Here is a 17,563-nt window from a genome sequence, read left to right on the forward strand (position 1 = left end):
AATCCTGTGGGAGCGAGCTTGCTCGCGATGAGGGCTTATCAGTTTGCATTGATGTCAACTGACCCGCCGTCATCGCGAGCAAGCTCGCTCCCACAGGTTTTTGCACTCGCCACAAAAACTGCGCAGGCATAAAAAGCCCCTGAATTCAGGGGCTGTTGTTTAGTGCGGGTTGGCCACGGTCAACATTTGACCAGGCTTCAGCGCCTGGCCGACACGCGGGTTCCAGCGCTTGAGGTGCTGCATCTCTACGTTGAAGCGCTTGGCCACGATGTACAGCGAGTCGCCTTGCTGGACCTTGTACGTGGTCTGCTGTTTTTTGGTATTCGCTGCAATCACGGTGTTGACGCGCCCGGAGTTGCGTTTGCTGTTGTCCTGCATGACCAGGGTCTGGCCGGGCTTGAGGTTCTTGCCAGTCAGATTGTTCCAGCGTTGCAGGTCCTTCACGTCAACGTTGTTGGCCTTGGCGATGGAGCCGAGGTTGTCGCCGCGTTTGACCCGGTAGGAACGCTTGACGCTGGCGACCTGAGTATCGTCGGCACCTTCGAAGACCGGCTTGAGCGATTTCTTGCTGATCAGTTCTTCAGGACGCATGGTCTGCAGGCTGCTGGTCAGCAGCTGTGCCTTGGAAGTCGGCACCAGCAAATGTTGCGGGCCATCAAGGGTGGTGGTGCGCTGCTTGAAGGCCGGGTTCAGCTGGAACARTTCGTCTTCGTCGATGTTGGCGACTTCAGCAACCTTGGACAGGTCCATCCGCTGGTTGATTTCGACGACCTGGAAGTAGGGTTCGTTGGCTATCGGGTTGAGGTTCACGCCGTAGGCTTCCGGCGCCATCACCACTTGCGACAGTGCCAGCAACTTCGGCACATAAGCCTGGGTTTCGGCGGGCAGCGGCAGGTTCCAGTAGTCGGTCGGCAGGCCGAGACGCTCGTTGCGCTCGATGGCCCGGCTGACGGTGCCTTCGCCGGCGTTGTAGGCCGCCAGGGCCAGCAACCAGTCGCCATTGAACATGTCGTGCAGGCGGGTCAGGTAATCCATCGCGGCGGTGGTCGAGGCGGTGATGTCGCGACGGCCATCATAGAAACGGGTTTGACGCAGGTTGAAGTAACGCCCGGTGGAGGGGATGAATTGCCAAAGACCCACCGCGTCGGCCCGGGAATAGGCCATCGGGTTGTAGGCACTTTCAATCACTGGCAGCAGTGCCAGTTCCAGCGGCATGTTGYGCTCTTCAAGGCGTTCGACGATGTAATGAATGTATAGGCTGCCACGTTCGCCGGCGTTTTCGAGGAAAGATGGATTGCTGGCGAACCAAAGGCGCTGTTGCTCGATGCGCGGGTTGACGCCCAGCCCGTCCTGCAACTGGAAGCCCTGGCGCATACGCTCCCAGACGTCTTGCGGAATTTGCGGGCTGGGTTTTTCGCTGAGCCAGATCGGCTTCTGCTTGGCGCGCGCGGCGATGTTCGACGTATGCGCCGCATCAGTCTGCGGCGCATGGCTGGAACAGCCCGCCAGGGTGGCGGACACAGCCACCGCAATGGCTTGAGCCAAGCGGGTCAATGCGTCTGAACTGATGGCTTTGCGAATAGGTGACGACATTGGCTGGAAGTAAGTTCCGGGCAAAAATGTCGGGCGATTCTAGAAAGGGCACCCTGCGCGGTCAACCTTTCAGAATTGTTGCAACCTTGCGAGATCCCTTTAGAACGTGTCTTTCCACGCTCGAATAGCAGCAAAAACCATATCGGGCGCCGAGTTATCGGTGCCGGTCCGTTCGTCCGCTTTTTCTTTAACGGATGTTTCACCGGAGCGCAAAAACGGGTTCGTGAGCTTTTCCAGCGCCAGTGTCGACGGCAGCGTCATGATCCCGGATTGCCGTTGGCGGGTAACTTTGGCCAGGCGCTCGGCGGTGTCCGGGTTGTTCGGTTCGACGGCCGCCGCAAACTTCAGATTGCCGAGGGTGTATTCGTGGGTGCAGTAGACCAGTGTGTCTTCCGGCAACGCAGCGAGGCGCGTCAGCGAGCTGTACATTTGCTGTGGCGTGCCTTCGAACAACCGCCCGCAGCCGGCGGCAAACAAGGTGTCGCCGCAGAACAGCAAGCCGTGATGGTAATAGGCGATATGCCCCAGGGTGTGGCCAGGGACCGCGAAGATATCGAAGTCCAGGCCGAGAACGCTGACCTTGTCGTTGTCCTTGAGCGCAACGTCCCGAGCCGGGATTTTTTCGCTGGCCGGGCCATAGACTTTCGCGTTTGTCGCTTTCTTCAGCAACTCGACGCCGCCGACGTGGTCATGATGGTGGTGAGTGATCAAAATATCACTCAGTACCCAACCCGGATTGGCCGCGAGCCAGGCTTGTACCGGGGCGGCATCACCCGGATCGACGACCGCGCAGCGCTTGCTGCCGTGGTCTTGTAACAACCAGATGTAGTTGTCGGTGAAGGCGGGCAGGGCAGTGATCTGTATCATCGTCGGATTCGCCAAGCGGAAAACAATGGCGCATCTTAGAACTTCCTGGCGTGTTGGAGAATGCAATGACTGATAAAGCGTTCGCACAGGCTGATCCTGACTGGCTCGCGTTGATCGGCGCGGCCCGCGAGTGGCTGGCCGGTCCCATCGGGCAATTTCTGCTGGACGAAGAGCGGCGCATGCTCGAAGACGAGCTCGGGCGGTTCTTTGGTGGTTATCTGGTGCATTACGGCCCCTCGGCCCAAACCCCGCCGTCAGCCCCGCAGGTGCAGCGCAATGTGCGCCTTGGCGCGCCGYTGCCGGGGGTCGAGATCGTCTGCGAGGAACAGGCCTGGCCGTTGAGCGAGCATGCTGCCGACGTGGTGGTGCTGCAACATGGCCTGGATTTCTGCCTGTCGCCCCACGGTTTGCTTCGCGAGGCGGCAAGCAGCGTGCGGCCCGGGGGGCATTTGCTGATCATCGGCATCAATCCCTGGAGCACTTGGGGGCTGCGGCATGTGTTTGCCCAGGATGCGCTGCGCAAGGCGCGCTGCATTTCGCCGTCGCGGGTCGCGGACTGGCTGAACCTGCTGGGCTTCGCGCTGGAGAAACGCCGCTTCGGGTGCTATCGTCCGCCGCTTGCGTCACCGGCATGGCAGACTCGCCTGGCCGGTTGGGAGCGCAGGGCCGGTGACTGGCAACTGTCGGGCGGCGGCTTCTATCTGTTGGTGGCGCGCAAGATCGTGGTGGGCCTGCGACCGGTCCGTCAGGAGCGGCGCGAGCCGATGGGCAAGCTGATTCCTTTGCCGATGGCCAAGGTCAACCGGCGCAACATCGAACCGTAATACACACTTTTCATTTGCGGCCGGGCCTGTCCCGGCTTCGGCCGTTGTCGATCAGCGATCGGCGGGCCAGCGCATTTTCTGGATAGATTGGCATGAGCGATAGCGTAGAACTGTTCACCGACGGCGCCTGCAAGGGCAACCCTGGCCCTGGCGGCTGGGGCGCGCTGCTGGTGTGCAAGGGCGTCGAAAAGGAACTCTGGGGCGGCGAAGCCAATACCACCAACAACCGCATGGAGCTGATGGGCGCGATCCGCGGCCTGGAAGAGCTCAAGCGTCCCTGCGAGGTGCTGCTGGTGACCGACTCCCAGTACGTGATGAAAGGCATCAACGAGTGGATGGACAACTGGAAGAAGCGCGGCTGGAAAACCGCGGCGAAGGAGCCGGTGAAGAATGCTGACCTGTGGAAGTTGCTCGACGAGCAGGTCAATCGCCACAAGGTCACCTGGAAATGGGTGCGCGGACACATTGGCCATCACGGCAACGAACGGGCCGACCAGTTGGCCAACCGTGGCGTGGATGAAGTGCGCGGGTACAAGCAAAGCTGAATTGAGTTCAACCGATACACCGAGTTGCGGCCATCGTCGGAACGCCGCCCGGACCAAGCTCGCTCCCACATTTTGATCGGCGTCGAGCACAAACTTTGTGTGCGCTGGCGATCCACTGTGGGAGCGAGCTTGCTCGCGATGGGGGCAACACGGTGTATCTGAAAGACCCCGGCAAGCGTGTTAACATCGCCGCTTTTGCACGATTGACCGATTGAGAGCTGAGCGCTGATGGCCACCAGATCCGTAGTACTCGACACCGAAACCACCGGCATGCCGGTGACCGACGGCCACCGGATTATCGAAATCGGTTGTGTCGAGTTGATCGGCCGACGCCTGACGGGCCGGCACTTTCACGTGTACCTGCAACCCGATCGCGAAAGTGACGAGGGCGCCATCGGCGTCCACGGCATCACCAACGAATTCCTCGTGGGCAAGCCGCGTTTTGCCGAAGTGGCCGAAGAGTTCTTCGAGTTCATCAAGGGCGCGCAGCTGATCATCCATAACGCGGCGTTCGACGTTGGCTTCATCAACAACGAATTCGCCCTGATGGGGCAGCAGGACCGCGCGGACATCACGCAGCACTGCACGATCCTCGACACCCTGATGATGGCCCGGGAACGTCACCCGGGGCAGCGCAACAGCCTCGACGCCTTGTGCAAGCGCTATGGCGTCGACAACTCCGGCCGTGAACTGCACGGCGCCTTGCTCGACTCCGAGATTCTCGCCGACGTCTACCTGACCATGACCGGGGGGCAGACCAGCCTGTCCCTGGCCGGTAACGCCTCCGATGGCAATGGCTCCGGTGAAGGGGCGGACAATTCGGCCACCGAGATTCGCCGTTTGCCAGCAGATCGCCAGCCGACGCGCATCATCCGCGCCAGCGAGGACGACCTGGCCCGCCACGCGGCGCGCCTGGAAATCATCGGCAAATCCGCTGGAGCCCCTGCGTTGTGGGTGCAGTTGGCCGAGGCTGAAGCTCAGGTTTAGCCCTTTCAAAAAAAGGGACACCTTGTGACCCATTTCAGGGCATCCTGCTCGCCACATCTTCTGCAACACTCTACCCTGAGGTAATTGGCAGGCTCTGGTCTGCCGCCTCAGGACACTGAGCCTCATGTATAAAGATTTGAAATTCCCGGTCCTGATTGTCCATCGCGACATCAAGTCCGACAGCGTTGCCGGCGACCGTGTGCGGGGAATTGCCCGGGAGCTGGAGCAGGAAGGGTTCAGCGTCGTTTCAGCGGTGGACTACACCGAAGGACGATTGGTGGCGTCGACTTACCATGGCCTGTCCTGCATGTTGATTGCCTCTGAGGACGCCAGCGCCCATTCCCATTTATTGCAAAACATGGCCGAGCTGATTGGTCTGGCGCGAGTGCGTGCGCCGGATCTGCCGATCTTCGCCTTGGGCGAAACAGTGACCCTGGAAAATGCGCCTGCCGACGCCATGGCCGAGCTCAATCAGTTGCGCGGCATTCTTTACCTGTTTGAAGACACGGTGCCCTTTCTCGCCCGACAGGTGGCCCGCGCCGCGCGCAAATACCTCGATGGCCTGTTGCCGCCGTTTTTCAAGGCGTTGGTGCAACACACGGCGGACTCCAACTATTCGTGGCACACCCCCGGTCACGGCGGTGGCGTGGCGTATCACAAGAGTCCGGTCGGGYAGGCGTTTCACCAGTTTTTCGGGGAAAACACCCTGCGCTCGGATCTTTCGGTGTCGGTGCCGGAGCTCGGCTCTTTACTCGATCACACCGGTCCCCTGGCTGAAGCCGAGGCCCGTGCAGCACGTAATTTCGGCGCCGATCACACCTTTTTCGTGATCAATGGCACGTCCACGGCCAACAAGATTGTCTGGCACTCGGCGGTCGCCCGCGATGACCTGGTGCTGGTGGATCGCAATTGCCACAAGTCGGTGCTGCACTCGATCATCATGACCGGCGCGATCCCGCTGTACTTGTGTCCGGAGCGTAATGAGCTGGGGATCATAGGCCCGATTCCCCTGAGTGAGTTCAGCCGTGAATCGATCCAGGCCAAGATCGACGCCAGTCCGCTGACCAAGGGGCGTTCACCGAAGGTCAAACTCGCCGTAGTGACCAATTCGACCTATGACGGCCTCTGCTACAACGCGGAGCTGATCAGGCAGCAACTGGGCAATAGCGTTGAGGTGCTGCACTTCGACGAGGCCTGGTACGCCTATGCGGCGTTTCATGAGTTTTTTGCCGGGCGCTACGGCATGGATACGTCCCGTGATGAAGACAGCCCGTTGGTGTTTACCACCCACTCCACCCACAAGTTGCTGGCGGCTTTCAGTCAGGCGTCGATGATTCACGTGCGCGATGGCGGCGCGCGGCAACTGGACCGGGATCGCTTCAACGAAGCGTTCATGATGCACATCTCGACTTCGCCGCAGTACGGCATCATCGCCTCGCTGGATGTGGCTTCGGCGATGATGGAAGGGCCGGCCGGGCGTTCGCTGTTGCAGGAAATGTTCGACGAAGCCCTGAGTTTTCGCCGGGCGCTGGCTAATTTGAGACAGCACATTGCTGCTGATGACTGGTGGTTTTCGATCTGGCAACCGCCGTCGGCGGAAGGTATCGAGCGGGTCGTCACCGAGGATTGGTTGCTGCAGCCCGATGCTGACTGGCATGGCTTTGGCGGCGTGACCGACGATTATGTGCTGCTCGACCCGATCAAGGTCACGCTGGTGATGCCTGGATTGACGGCCGGTGGCGCCCTCAGTGAGCGAGGGATTCCGGCGGCAGTGGTCAGCAAGTTCCTTTGGGAGCGTGGCCTGGTGGTCGAGAAGACCGGGCTGTATTCGTTCCTGGTGTTGTTCTCCATGGGCATCACCAAGGGCAAGTGGAGCACGCTGCTAACCGAACTGCTGGAGTTCAAGCGCAGCTACGACGCCAACGTCAGTCTGACCAGTTGCCTGCCCTGTGTGGCGCAAGAGAATGTCGCGCGCTATCAGGGCATGGGCCTGCGTGATCTGTGCGATCAGCTACATGCCTGTTATCGCAGCAACGCCACCGCCAGGCACCTCAAGCGCATGTACACCGTACTGCCGGAAGTCGCGATGAAGCCGGCGGACGCCTATGATCAATTGGTGCGGGGTGAAGTCGAAGCCGTGTCGATCGATGCGCTCGCCGGGCGGATCGCGGCGGTGATGCTGGTGCCGTATCCACCTGGCATTCCGCTGATCATGCCGGGCGAGCGCTTTACCGAGTCGACCCGCTCGATCATCGATTACCTGGCGTTTGCCCGCACGTTCGATAGCAGTTTCCCGGGGTTCGTTGCTGATGTGCACGGATTGCAACATGAAGATCAGGGCAGTGGACGGTGCTACACCGTCGATTGCATCAAGGAATGAGGACCTTTCCCAGTATGCAGCCGGTTATAAATCCGAATTTCCCAGGGTTGTCGGTACGGGTTGCCGACGAGGGTTTTGCCGCCTATATCTGGGGCAGTGATTTCAGTTTTGAAGTCGCGGCCTACGGTGCGGCCGAAATAGGCAAGCCGGTGGCACAGTGGCCGGTCACCCCGATCACGCCTTATCGCAAGTGCTACGGCATCGACCCCGAGGAATTCAGCAGCTTTCGCGATGGCGCCGACAGCGCGATTTTCATGGCCTATCTGGATGACCAGCCCGTGGGGCATCTGGTGGTCAGTACCAACTGGAACGGCTTTGCCCATATCGACGAACTGGCGGTGCATGCACCGGCCCGACGGCATGGAGTGGCCAAGGCCCTGCTGGATGTGGCGCAATTCTGGAGCCGCAAGAAAAAACTCCCGGGCATCATGCTCGAAACCCAGAACAACAACCTCGGGGCCTGCCGGCTCTATGAGCGCTGCGGTTATGTGATTGGCGGGCTCGACCAGCTGCGCTATCGCGGCATCGATCCGAACACCGCCGAAGTGGCGCTGTTCTGGTATCGAATGTTCGAAAATCCGCTGGAAAATATGCTCAGTTCGTCAGCATCGCCGCGGCTTGTTCCGTGACGATGGCCAACAGTGCCTGAACCGCCGGAGACGGCTCGACGTTTTTCAGCGACAAGGCGTAGAGAATGATCGGCACGGCTGGCGCCAACGGGCAGGTGTCCAGTCCCGAGGCTTTGGCACCAAGGGCGGTGAAGGGGTCGACGATGGCCAGACCTTCGCCGGCCTCGACCATGCTGCGCATCATCTGATGCGTCTGGACCCGGGTTTGAATCACCGGAGCAGGGCGCAAGCCGTGCAGTTTGTTTTCCAGTGCCGGGCTCAGCGGGTCTTGCCCCTCAAGGCCGATCATCGATTGACCGGCCAGATCCTGCAGTGAAATGTATTTCTGTTTCGGTTGCAGCCAGCCATGGGGTGCGAGCAATTGAAGTTTGCCCTGGGCAATCGCCTGGCAATCGAGGTCGGCGTGATCAGGGTCATGCAGGCTCAGCCCCAGATCGCTTTCACGTAGCAGCAGGCTTCTGACGATGTCGCGGGTGGGCTGGCAAAGGAGTGTGCAAGGCGCGTCGGGCAGTCGTCGGCGCAGTGCCGCGATGCTGTGTGGCAACAGTTGGTTAGCCAGAGGCGGGGTACAGATGATGCGCAATGGCGGCGCCAGGTATTGCCTGAGGCTGTTGGCCAGGCGCTGTACGGGTTCGAGTGCATCGTAGACCCGGACAATTTCCACCTGCAATTCCCGCGCTTCGCGGGTGGCCTGCAAACGCCCGCGAACGCTGGCGAACAGCATGAAACCCAACTGATCCTCGGCGTCGCGCAGCAAGCGCTCGACTTCGGTCACCGGCATCTGCAGCCAYTCGGCGGCGGTGCCCAGGTGACCGGTCTGCAAGAGCGCCTGGATCACTTCGATATGGCGTAAGCGCATGCGTGAAGTCCATGTTCAGCAGGTGGAGGAGTCAGTGGCTGAATCCTACCCCAAGTCCGCGCATATGACTTCTGCTCATAACGACGGGTTATGAAGCGCTGGCGGTTTGCGGTTCGCGGGTAATGGTCACGCCGGTTTGCACCAGCATGAATTCATTGTCGTCGACCTTGTTGACACGGTCGCCAATGGCCAGCTTGTAGGTGGTGACAGGCCCTGAACCGTCTACCGCCGGGGTGGAGTCCTGGAACTCGTGCACCGAATAAATACGGCCTTCCGCATCTCTTGCATGGAACTGACCGACGAGTACTGCTGCCATCTGTTTAGAACCTCTGGAGATAAATCACTCAATTTGCGGCACTGTAGACCGTGCTTGGGCGAGGTAAGTTTTCCTACGGGAAAAAAATAGTCAGGGACGGTGTTTTCGGTCGCCCGCTGCTTGAATCGTCATCTATAACTACAAGCTCTTCCTATCGGACAGTCGAGAAACTCTTATGAGCAACGTCTATACGATCGCCGTCGTGGTCGGCAGCTTGAGAAAGGAATCGATCAACCGCAAGGTCGCACGGGCCCTGATAGAGCTGGCGCCGGCCAATCTCAAGCTCAACATCGTCGAAATTGGCGATTTGCCGCTCTATAACGAAGACATCGATGGCGCTTCACCGCCGGCAGCCTACAGCACTTTCCGACAACAGGTGAGCTCATCCGACGCGGTGTTGTTCGTGACCCCGGAATACAACCGTTCGGTGCCGGCGCCGCTGAAAAACGCGATTGACGTCGGTTCTCGCCCTTATGGCAAGAGTTCGTGGAGTGGCAAGCCCGGCGCCGTTATCAGTGCTTCTCCGGGGGCCGTCGGCGGGTTTGGTGCCAATCACAACCTGCGTCAGTCCATGGTGTTTCTGAATGTGCCGATGATGCAGCAGCCGGAGGCCTATCTGGGGAACGCCGGTTCGGCGTTCGACGAGGCGGGCAAGTTGTCCGAGTCGGTCAAGCCGTTCCTGCAAAATTTCATCAATGCCTATGGGCAATGGGTCGAGCAGCACAAGAAAGTTTGATGTTCATTGGTCAGCGCTTTGTCCTGCGAAGCGCTGGATAATCGGCAATGCGGTTGTCTCTTTGGGCCGGGTTGACCCCATCGCGAGCAGGCTCGCGATGGGGTCGGCTCAGACACAGCAAAATTCAGGTATTGCCCGGCACATTCGGCCAAAGATCCGCCACCAGAAACAATCGCTCGGCTTCTTCCCAGTCGCCGCTGGCATTTTCCGTCAGGCGCACCAGCAATTGTGCCGGCGCCAGCGGGTCCAGGTCATTGAGCCACGCCTGCATCTGTTCAGGGTTCCAGGTGTGCTCCGCCGAGTAATGTGCCGGCGCCAGCCAGGCGTGGCGAGGCAGGGGTTGCCAGCGACCGGGCGGGCTCTGGGCCAACAATGCCGGCCAATCCTTTTGATGCAACCAACGACCGCGCAAATGCTGCGGATGGGCGCCCGCCGGTGAGGCCGCCTGTCCGGGCCATGGGTACAGCAAGTACCCGCCCAGCCACAAATGGGCGCTGAACGCCTGGATATCCAGCGCCGCCAGCACTTCACGGCTCTCGGGGCGCGCGGAAATCGGCAATTGATGCTGGCTCAGGTGCGCCAGTTTGCGGTCGAGCCGGTCGTGGCAGCCCGGGCCCAGCCACTGGGCGGTGTCATGTCCGTCGCCGGATTGCGGGCCGAGGTAGAGCTTGATCGCCAGTTCCAGGTGATGCACGCCGTCGCGGTCGCGCAGCAGCATGTCCAGTTCACCCAGGGTGTGCCCCTCGCGGCGAATCGGCATGTTGGCGGCAATCAGTTCTATGCCGGGCGCATGCTGTACGGCGAATTGCCAGAGGCGTTCGTAATACAGGCCCAGACGCTGGGTCCGGGCCTGGGCCAGCCAGTGCAGCAAGCCATAACTGTCCCGGTCCAGTTGCCGCAGCCAATGCTCCAGGCGCTCCGGTGTCTGCACCCAGTCGCTACCGGCCAGCGGGTGACGCTGTGGCCACAGGGTGCCGTCCAGCATGGGCGGCGCGAGGATGACCCACGCCAGGTCACGCACTTCGGGATGGCGTAATTGATGGGGCAGGTGGAGCAAATCGGGAAATAGCATCATCTTGCGAGCATAGCCCGAAACCCGGGCACAACCTTGAAGCTGAAAGGATTTTGTCTACGGGCGGCTTTCGCCCATAATCGTGGTTTTCGCCGCCACACAGATCCCCGCAGGAGCCCCATGGAGCAATTTCGCAATATCGGCATCATCGGTCGCCTGGGCAGTTCCCAGGTGCTGGATACCGTCCGCCGACTGAAACGGTTTCTGCTCGATCGTCACCTGCACGTGATCCTCGAAGACACCATCGCCGAAGTGCTGCCAGGGCATGGCTTGCAAACCTCGTCGCGCAAGATGCTCGGCGAAGTCTGCGACATGGTCATCGTGGTCGGTGGTGACGGCAGCCTGCTCGGCGCCGCCCGGGCACTGGCCAGGCACAATATCCCGGTGCTCGGCATCAACCGCGGCAGCCTGGGTTTCCTGACCGACATTCGCCCCGACGAGCTGGAAACCAAGGTCGCCGAAGTGCTGGATGGCCACTATCTGGTGGAAAACCGCTTCCTGCTGCAGGCCGAAGTCCGTCGCCACGGCGAGGCCATCGGCCAGGGCGATGCACTGAACGATGTGGTACTGCACCCAGGCAAATCCACCCGAATGATCGAATTCGAGCTGTACATCGACGGCCAGTTCGTCTGCAGCCAGAAGGCCGACGGCCTGATCGTCGCCACGCCGACCGGTTCCACCGCATATGCACTGTCTGCCGGCGGGCCGATCATGCATCCCAAGCTCGACGCTATTGTGATTGTGCCGATGTACCCCCATACCTTGTCAGGTAGACCGATTGTGGTCGATGGCAACAGTGAGCTGAAAATCGTCGTGTCCAAGGATATGCAGATTTACCCGCAAGTCTCGTGTGACGGGCAGAACCACTTTACCTGCGCGCCCGGCGACACCATTACCGTCAGCAAGAAAGCCCAGAAACTGCGGCTGATTCACCCGCTCGACCACAACTACTATGAAGTCTGCCGGACCAAGCTCGGCTGGGGCAGCAAGTTGGGGGGTGGAGGCGACTGATGCTCGATCCCGCGCGTAGCTACGACCTGATCGGTGACGTGCACGGTTGCGCTCTGACCCTGGAGCACTTGCTCGACCGACTCGGTTATCACAAACAGGCTGGCGTCTGGCGACACGCCTCGCGCATGGCGGTGTTCGTCGGCGATATCATTGATCGCGGCCCGCGGATTCGCGAGGCGTTGCATATCGTCCACGACATGGTCGAGGCCGGTCAGGCGCTGTGCATCATGGGCAACCACGAGTTCAACGCGCTGGGCTGGAGCACGCCGGCGCTACCCGGCAGCGGCAAGCAGTTCGTGCGCGAGCACACGCCGCGCCATGCCCGCCTGCTGCATGAAACCCTGACCCAGTTCGAACACCATCCGGGTGACTGGCACGACTTCCAGCAATGGTTCTATGAGCTGCCATTGTTCGTCGATGCCGGACGCTTCCGGGTGGTACATGCCTGCTGGGACGCCGGCCTGATCGAACCGCTGCGGGCGTTGTTCCCCAACGGTTGCGTCGACGAGCCTTTTCTCCAGGCTTCGGCGGAATCGGGATCTTTTGCCTGCACCGTCTTCGATCGCCTGTTGCGCGGCACGGACATGCGCTTGCCCCATGGCCTGACCATGACCAGCGGCGATGGGCTGGTGCGTTCGTTCTTCCGCACCAAGTTCTGGGAAGACGATCCGAAAACCTACGGCGACATCGTGTTCCAGCCGGATGCACTGCCCGAACCCGTGGCCCGGACGCCGCTGACGTCCACCGAAAAAAACAGTTTGCTGCGCTATGGCATCGACGAGCCGCTGCTGTTCGTCGGTCATTACTGGCGCAGCGGCAAGCCGGTACCGATCCGGCCGAACCTGGCCTGTCTGGATTACAGCGCGGTGCTGTACGGCAAACTGGTTGCCTATCGCCTGGATCAGGAAACCCGTCTGGATCCGCATAAATTCGTCTGGGTCGATGTCGAGCGGCCGGAGGTGCTGCAATGAGTGCTGTAGCGGTATTGCGTCTGCCATTGGCGGTGGACTTGAGCGGGTTCGTCACGCTGCTCAAGCGCATGCAGGTGCCCCACCGCGTCAGTGAAGAGGCTGGCGAGCAGGTGCTGTGGGTGCCGCAGAACATCAGCGAAGACGTTCGCGCGCTGTACGAACGCTTTCCGGCGGGCGACCCCGATCAGCAGCTGGACATTCCGTTGGCGCAGACCATCGAGCGTCCGGGGTTCGTCGAACAATTGAAATATGCCAGGGCCACCGCGCTGGTGCTGTTGCTGAGCGTGATTGTCGGCGCAGTGACCATGCTCGGCGACAATCTTGAAACGCTGCGCTGGCTGACCTTCCTCGAATTCCGCGTGGTTGGCGAATACCTCCACTTCACGCCACTGGCCGACAGCCTGGCGGCGGGGCAGTGGTGGCGCCTGTTCACGCCGATGCTGATTCACTTCGGCATCCTGCACCTGGCGATGAACGGCATGTGGTACTGGGAACTGGGGCGGCGCATCGAGTCGCGTCAGGGCAGTATCAACCTGATCGGCCTGACCCTGCTGTTCAGCCTGGTGTCCAACTACGCCCAGTATTTCTTCAGCGGCCCGACCTTGTTCGGTGGTTTGTCCGGTGTACTGTACGGCCTGCTCGGGCATTGCTGGATCTTCCAGCTGCTGGCGCCGAACCCGGCTTATCGCCTGCCGCGAGGCGTGCTGGTGATGATGCTGGTGTGGTTGCTGCTGTGCCTGTCCGGGCTGGTCTCGATGATCGGCTTCGGCGAAATCGCCAACGCGGCCCATGTCAGCGGGTTACTCATCGGATGCTTCACCGGTTTGTTGGGCGGGTTGTATAACCGCCGTAAACTGGCCGCCTAATTCAGAACATGCAATAAAGAGACGGAGACCCAATGTCCTCTTTTAACGAAATGATCAAGAACATCACCCACGATATCTACGAGAGCCTGAAACTGGCCGTGGAAATCGGCAAATGGTCCGACGGTGGCAAACTCACCGCGGAGCAGCGCGAGCTGTCACTGCAGGCGATGATCGCCTGGGAAGTCCAGAACCTGCCCGAGGACCAGCGTACCGGCTACATGGGGCCGCAGGAATGCGCTTCGAAGTCGATCGAAGTACCGAACATCCTGTTCAAGTCGGATGCCATCCATTGATCGAGATTGGCCGCGGTGCAATCAGCAAAATGTCGGCGCGCCTGGACGGGTCGAACGTGCAATACGCATTTCGTCTGGGCGAAACCGAGGTCCCGGTCAATCCGTTGATCGGTACCACGGTGCGCCTGGAATACCTGGGTGCGATCCACTGCATCCATTGCGGACGCAAGACCAAGACCAGTTTCAGCCAGGGCTACTGCTACCCGTGCATGACCAAACTGGCCCAGTGCGACGTCTGCATCATGAGCCCGGAGCGTTGCCACTTCGACGCCGGCACCTGCCGCGAGCCCGAATGGGGCGAGAAGTTCTGCATGACCGACCACGTGGTGTACCTGGCCAATTCGTCGGGGGTGAAAGTCGGGATTACCCGCGCCACCCAGCTGCCGACCCGCTGGCTCGACCAGGGTGCGAGCCAGGCCTTGCCGATCATGCGCGTCTCGACCCGGCAACAGTCCGGTTTCGTCGAGGATCTGTTCCGCAGCCAGGTGGCCGACAAGACCAACTGGCGTGCTTTGCTCAAGGGCGATGCGGCGGCGGTGAACCTGGCCGAGGTCCGCGATCAACTGTTCGACAGCTGCGCTGAAGGTTTGCTCGGGTTGCAGCAGCGATTTGGCTTGCAGGCGATCCAGCCGGTGACCGATGTCGAACCGCTGGAAATCCGCTACCCGGTCGAGCAATACCCGGCGAAGATCGTCAGCTTCAACCTGGACAAGAACCCGATTGCCGAAGGCACGCTGATGGGGGTCAAGGGCCAGTACCTGATCTTCGACACCGGCGTGATCAATATTCGTAAATACACGGCTTACCAGCTCGCCGTGCATCAGTAAGGACTCCAGCATGCGCACCGAACAACCGAAGATGATCTACCTCAAGGACTATCAGGCGCCCGAGTACCTGATCGACGAAACGCACCTGACCTTCGAGTTGTACGAGGACCACAGCCTGGTCCATGCGCAACTGGTGATGCGCCGCAACCCCGAGCGTGGCCCGGGGCTGCCGCCGCTGGTGCTGGACGGCCAGCAGCTTGAGCTGTTGGCGGTGACTCTGGCCGACCAGGAGCTTACCGAGGCGCAGTATCAGCTGACCGAGAATCACCTGACCCTGCATCCGACCAGCACCACCTTCACGGTCGACACCAGCGTCAGGATCCACCCGGAAACCAACACCGCGCTGGAAGGCCTGTACAAGTCCGGCACGATGTTCTGCACCCAGTGCGAGGCTGAAGGCTTCCGCAAAATCACCTATTACCTCGATCGCCCGGACGTGATGAGTAAGTTCACCACCACGGTGGTTGCCGAACAACACAGCTATCCGGTACTGCTGTCCAACGGCAACCCGATCGCTTCCGGTCCCGGCGAAGACGGCCGGCACTGGGCGACCTGGGAAGACCCGTTCAAGAAACCGGCGTACCTGTTTGCGCTGGTGGCCGGTGACCTGTGGTGCGTCGAAGACAGCTTCACCACCATGAGCGAGCGCAACGTGGCGCTGCGCATTTACGTCGAGCCGGAAAACATCGACAAGTGCCAGCACGCCATGAACAGCCTGAAGAAGTCCATGCGCTGGGACGAAGAGGTCTACGGTCGCGAGTACGACCTGGACATCTTCATGATCGTCGCCGTGAATGACTTCAACATGGGCGCCATGGAAAACAAGGGCCTCAACATCTTCAACTCCAGCGCCGTGCTGGCCAAGGCCGAAACCGCCACCGACGCCGCGCACCAACGGGTCGAGGCAATCGTCGCCCACGAATACTTCCACAACTGGTCGGGCAACCGCGTGACCTGCCGCGATTGGTTCCAGCTATCGCTCAAGGAAGGCTTCACCGTGTTCCGCGATGCCGGTTTCTCCTCGGACATGAACTCGGCCACGGTCAAGCGCATCCAGGACGTGGCCTACCTGCGCACCCACCAGTTCGCCGAAGACGCCGGTCCCATGGCCCACGCCGTGCGCCCGGACAGCTTCATCGAGATTTCCAACTTCTACACCCTGACCGTGTACGAAAAGGGCTCGGAAGTGGTCGGCATGATCCACACCTTGCTCGGCGCCGAAGGCTTCCGCAAAGGCAGCGACCTGTACTTCGAGCGCCACGACGGCCAGGCCGTGACCTGCGATGACTTCATCAAGGCCATGGAAGATGCCAATGGTGTCGACCTGACCCAGTTCAAGCGCTGGTACAGCCAGGCCGGTACACCGCGTCTGGCGGTAACTGAGTCCTACGACAGCACCGCGAAAACCTACAGCCTGACCTTCCGCCAGAGCTGCCCGCAAACCCCGGACAAGGTTGAAAAACTGCCGTTCGTGATCCCTGTCGAGCTGGGCCTGCTGGATTCCAAAGGGGCAGCGATTGCCCTGCGTCTGTCCGGTGAAGCCACCGCGCAAGGGACCTCGCGGGTCATTTCGGTGACCGAAGCCGAGCAGACTTTCACCTTCGTCGATATCGCCGAACAACCGCTGCCATCGTTGCTGCGTGGTTTCTCGGCGCCGGTGAAACTGAGTTTCCCGTACAACCGCGACCAGTTGATGTTCCTGATGCAGCACGACAGCGACGGCTTCAACCGCTGGGATGCCGGCCAGCAACTGTCGGTGCAGGTGCTGCAGGAATTGATCGGCCAGCAGCAGAAGGGCGAAGCACTGGTACTCGATCAGCGTCTGGTGTCGGCGCTGCGTACTGTGCTCTCGGACGAGTCGCTGGATCAGGCCATGGTCGCAGAAATGTTGTCGCTGCCAAGCGAAGCGTACCTGACCGAGATCAGCGAAGTGGCAGACGTCGAGGCGATTCATGTCGCCCGCGAGTTTGCCCGCAAGCAACTGGCTGACGCGTTGTTCGAAGGCCTGTGGCAGCGTTATCAGGCCAATCGCGAATTGTCGAAGCAGACGCCGTACATGGCCGAAGCCGAGCATTTCGCCCGTCGTGCCTTGCAGAACATCGCGTTGTCCTACCTGATGCTCAGCGGCAAGCCGGAAGTTGTGGCTGCGACCCTGGAGCAGTTCGACGCGTGCGACAACATGACCGAGCGCCTGACCGCACTCGCCGTGCTGGTCAATTCACCGTTCGAAGCCGAGAAGGCCAAGGCGCTGGCCAGCTTCGCCGAGCACTTCAAGGACAACCCGCTGGTCATGGATCAGTGGTTCAGCGTCCAGGCCGGCAGTGTGTTGCCCGGTGGCCTGGCGCGGGTCAAGGCGTTGATGCAGCACCCGGCGTTCAACATCAAGAACCCGAACAAGGTGCGGGCACTGGTTGGTGCGTTTGCCGGGCAGAACCTGATCAACTTCCATGCTGCCGATGGTTCCGGGTATCGCTTCCTCGCGGATCTGGTGATCGAGTTGAATGGCTTTAATCCGCAGATTGCTTCTCGCCAGTTGGCGCCTTTGACTCGCTGGCGCAAGTACGACAGTGCTCGTCAGGCTTTGATGAAGGGGGAGCTGGAGCGGATTCGGGCTTCGGGGCAGTTGTCCAGTGATGTGTTTGAAGTGGTCAGCAAGAGTTTGGCTTGATCTTGGCTTTTGAACTTGGCGGCCTTTGGGCCGACCAGGTTCTTGGTTGATTGAGTACATATCCGTTTCTGCGGTAACGGCGGCTTATGGTTCCGCTCTTACAGCCAGCCCTTTCAAGG

17 protein-coding genes are annotated in these 17,563 nt (G+C 60.6%); 12 read left to right on the plus strand and 5 right to left on the minus strand.

What is annotated here, in order from left to right; all coding sequences use genetic code 11:
- Nucleotides 1–159: 159 nt before the first annotated feature.
- A complete protein-coding gene (locus AC1DU9_RS27040; protein WP_477811045.1) occupies nt 160–1,593 on the minus strand; it encodes a transglycosylase SLT domain-containing protein in 1,434 nt (477 codons plus the stop codon).
- A 99-nt stretch (nt 1,594–1,692) separates the two neighbouring features.
- The gene (gene gloB / locus AC1DU9_RS27045) at nt 1,693–2,460 is read right to left on the minus strand and encodes a hydroxyacylglutathione hydrolase (protein ID WP_223461812.1); all 768 of its coding nucleotides are present in this window, start codon (nt 2,458–2,460) and stop codon (nt 1,693–1,695) included.
- 65 nt (nt 2,461–2,525) lie between these two features.
- Here gloB and AC1DU9_RS27050 point away from each other — a divergent pair, with 65 nt between their 5' ends.
- The 5 genes from AC1DU9_RS27050 to AC1DU9_RS27070 all read left to right on the plus strand — a co-directional run bounded on the left by AC1DU9_RS27050 (nt 2,526) and on the right by AC1DU9_RS27070 (nt 7,825).
- Nucleotides 2,526–3,284, plus strand: a complete 759-nt coding sequence (locus AC1DU9_RS27050) for a class I SAM-dependent methyltransferase (protein WP_223461810.1) — start codon at nt 2,526–2,528, stop codon at nt 3,282–3,284.
- A gap of 92 nt (nt 3,285–3,376) precedes the next feature.
- Entirely contained in the window at nt 3,377–3,829 is a 453-nt protein-coding gene (rnhA, locus tag AC1DU9_RS27055; protein ID WP_053158774.1) for a ribonuclease HI, read from the plus strand.
- Nucleotides 3,830–4,057: 228 nt separating this feature from the next.
- Nucleotides 4,058–4,816: a DNA polymerase III subunit epsilon gene (dnaQ, locus tag AC1DU9_RS27060; RefSeq protein ID WP_457266172.1), complete on the plus strand. Its 759-nt coding sequence runs from the start codon at nt 4,058–4,060 to the stop codon at nt 4,814–4,816.
- Between the two features lie 124 nt (nt 4,817–4,940).
- Nucleotides 4,941–7,196: an Orn/Lys/Arg family decarboxylase gene (locus AC1DU9_RS27065; protein ID WP_477811046.1), complete on the plus strand. Its 2,256-nt coding sequence runs from the start codon at nt 4,941–4,943 to the stop codon at nt 7,194–7,196.
- 14 nt (nt 7,197–7,210) lie between these two features.
- Nucleotides 7,211–7,825 (plus strand): GNAT family N-acetyltransferase, encoded by a 615-nt coding sequence (locus AC1DU9_RS27070; protein WP_223461804.1) that lies wholly within the window; start codon nt 7,211–7,213, stop codon nt 7,823–7,825.
- Here AC1DU9_RS27070 and AC1DU9_RS27075 read toward each other — a convergent pair.
- The gene (locus tag AC1DU9_RS27075; protein WP_223461802.1) at nt 7,791–8,684 is read right to left on the minus strand and encodes a LysR substrate-binding domain-containing protein; all 894 of its coding nucleotides are present in this window, start codon (nt 8,682–8,684) and stop codon (nt 7,791–7,793) included. The two genes, AC1DU9_RS27070 and AC1DU9_RS27075, sit on opposite strands and share 35 nt — an antisense overlap.
- Nucleotides 8,685–8,772: 88 nt before the next feature.
- Nucleotides 8,773–9,000: a hypothetical protein gene (locus AC1DU9_RS27080; protein WP_223461799.1), complete on the minus strand. Its 228-nt coding sequence runs from the start codon at nt 8,998–9,000 to the stop codon at nt 8,773–8,775.
- A gap of 175 nt (nt 9,001–9,175) precedes the next feature.
- Here AC1DU9_RS27080 and AC1DU9_RS27085 point away from each other — a divergent pair, with 175 nt between their 5' ends.
- On the plus strand, nt 9,176–9,736 hold the full coding sequence (locus AC1DU9_RS27085) for an NADPH-dependent FMN reductase (protein WP_223461797.1): 561 nt from the start codon (nt 9,176–9,178) through the stop codon (nt 9,734–9,736).
- A 124-nt stretch (nt 9,737–9,860) separates the two neighbouring features.
- Here AC1DU9_RS27085 and AC1DU9_RS27090 read toward each other — a convergent pair whose 3' ends face one another.
- Nucleotides 9,861–10,811 (minus strand): DUF1853 family protein, encoded by a 951-nt coding sequence (locus tag AC1DU9_RS27090; RefSeq protein ID WP_223461795.1) that lies wholly within the window; start codon nt 10,809–10,811, stop codon nt 9,861–9,863.
- A 117-nt stretch (nt 10,812–10,928) separates the two neighbouring features.
- Between AC1DU9_RS27090 and AC1DU9_RS27095 the strand changes: the two genes are divergently transcribed.
- The 6 genes from AC1DU9_RS27095 to pepN are packed head-to-tail and all read left to right on the plus strand — an operon-like array spanning nt 10,929 to nt 17,444.
- Entirely contained in the window at nt 10,929–11,819 is an 891-nt protein-coding gene (locus AC1DU9_RS27095) for an NAD(+) kinase (RefSeq protein ID WP_057398469.1), read from the plus strand.
- Nucleotides 11,819–12,790 (plus strand): metallophosphoesterase, encoded by a 972-nt coding sequence (locus AC1DU9_RS27100; RefSeq protein ID WP_223461793.1) that lies wholly within the window; start codon nt 11,819–11,821, stop codon nt 12,788–12,790. The genes AC1DU9_RS27095 and AC1DU9_RS27100 overlap by 1 nt, the downstream gene beginning before the upstream one ends.
- Nucleotides 12,787–13,656 carry a rhomboid family intramembrane serine protease gene (locus AC1DU9_RS27105; RefSeq protein ID WP_223461791.1) on the plus strand — a complete coding sequence of 290 codons (870 nt, stop codon included), beginning with the start codon at nt 12,787–12,789 and terminating at the stop codon, nt 13,654–13,656. The genes AC1DU9_RS27100 and AC1DU9_RS27105 overlap by 4 nt, the downstream gene beginning before the upstream one ends.
- Nucleotides 13,657–13,688: 32 nt before the next feature.
- A complete protein-coding gene (locus tag AC1DU9_RS27110; RefSeq protein WP_223461789.1) occupies nt 13,689–13,949 on the plus strand; it encodes a YeaC family protein in 261 nt (86 codons plus the stop codon).
- Nucleotides 13,946–14,776, plus strand: coding sequence for a DUF2797 domain-containing protein (locus AC1DU9_RS27115; protein WP_223461787.1), 831 nt, complete (start codon nt 13,946–13,948; stop codon nt 14,774–14,776). The genes AC1DU9_RS27110 and AC1DU9_RS27115 overlap by 4 nt, the downstream gene beginning before the upstream one ends.
- Before the next feature lie 10 nt (nt 14,777–14,786).
- Nucleotides 14,787–17,444: an aminopeptidase N gene (gene pepN / locus AC1DU9_RS27120; protein ID WP_477811047.1), complete on the plus strand. Its 2,658-nt coding sequence runs from the start codon at nt 14,787–14,789 to the stop codon at nt 17,442–17,444.
- Nucleotides 17,445–17,563 lie beyond the last annotated feature (119 nt).

Source organism: Pseudomonas sp. P4_C1, from assembly GCF_056402155.1.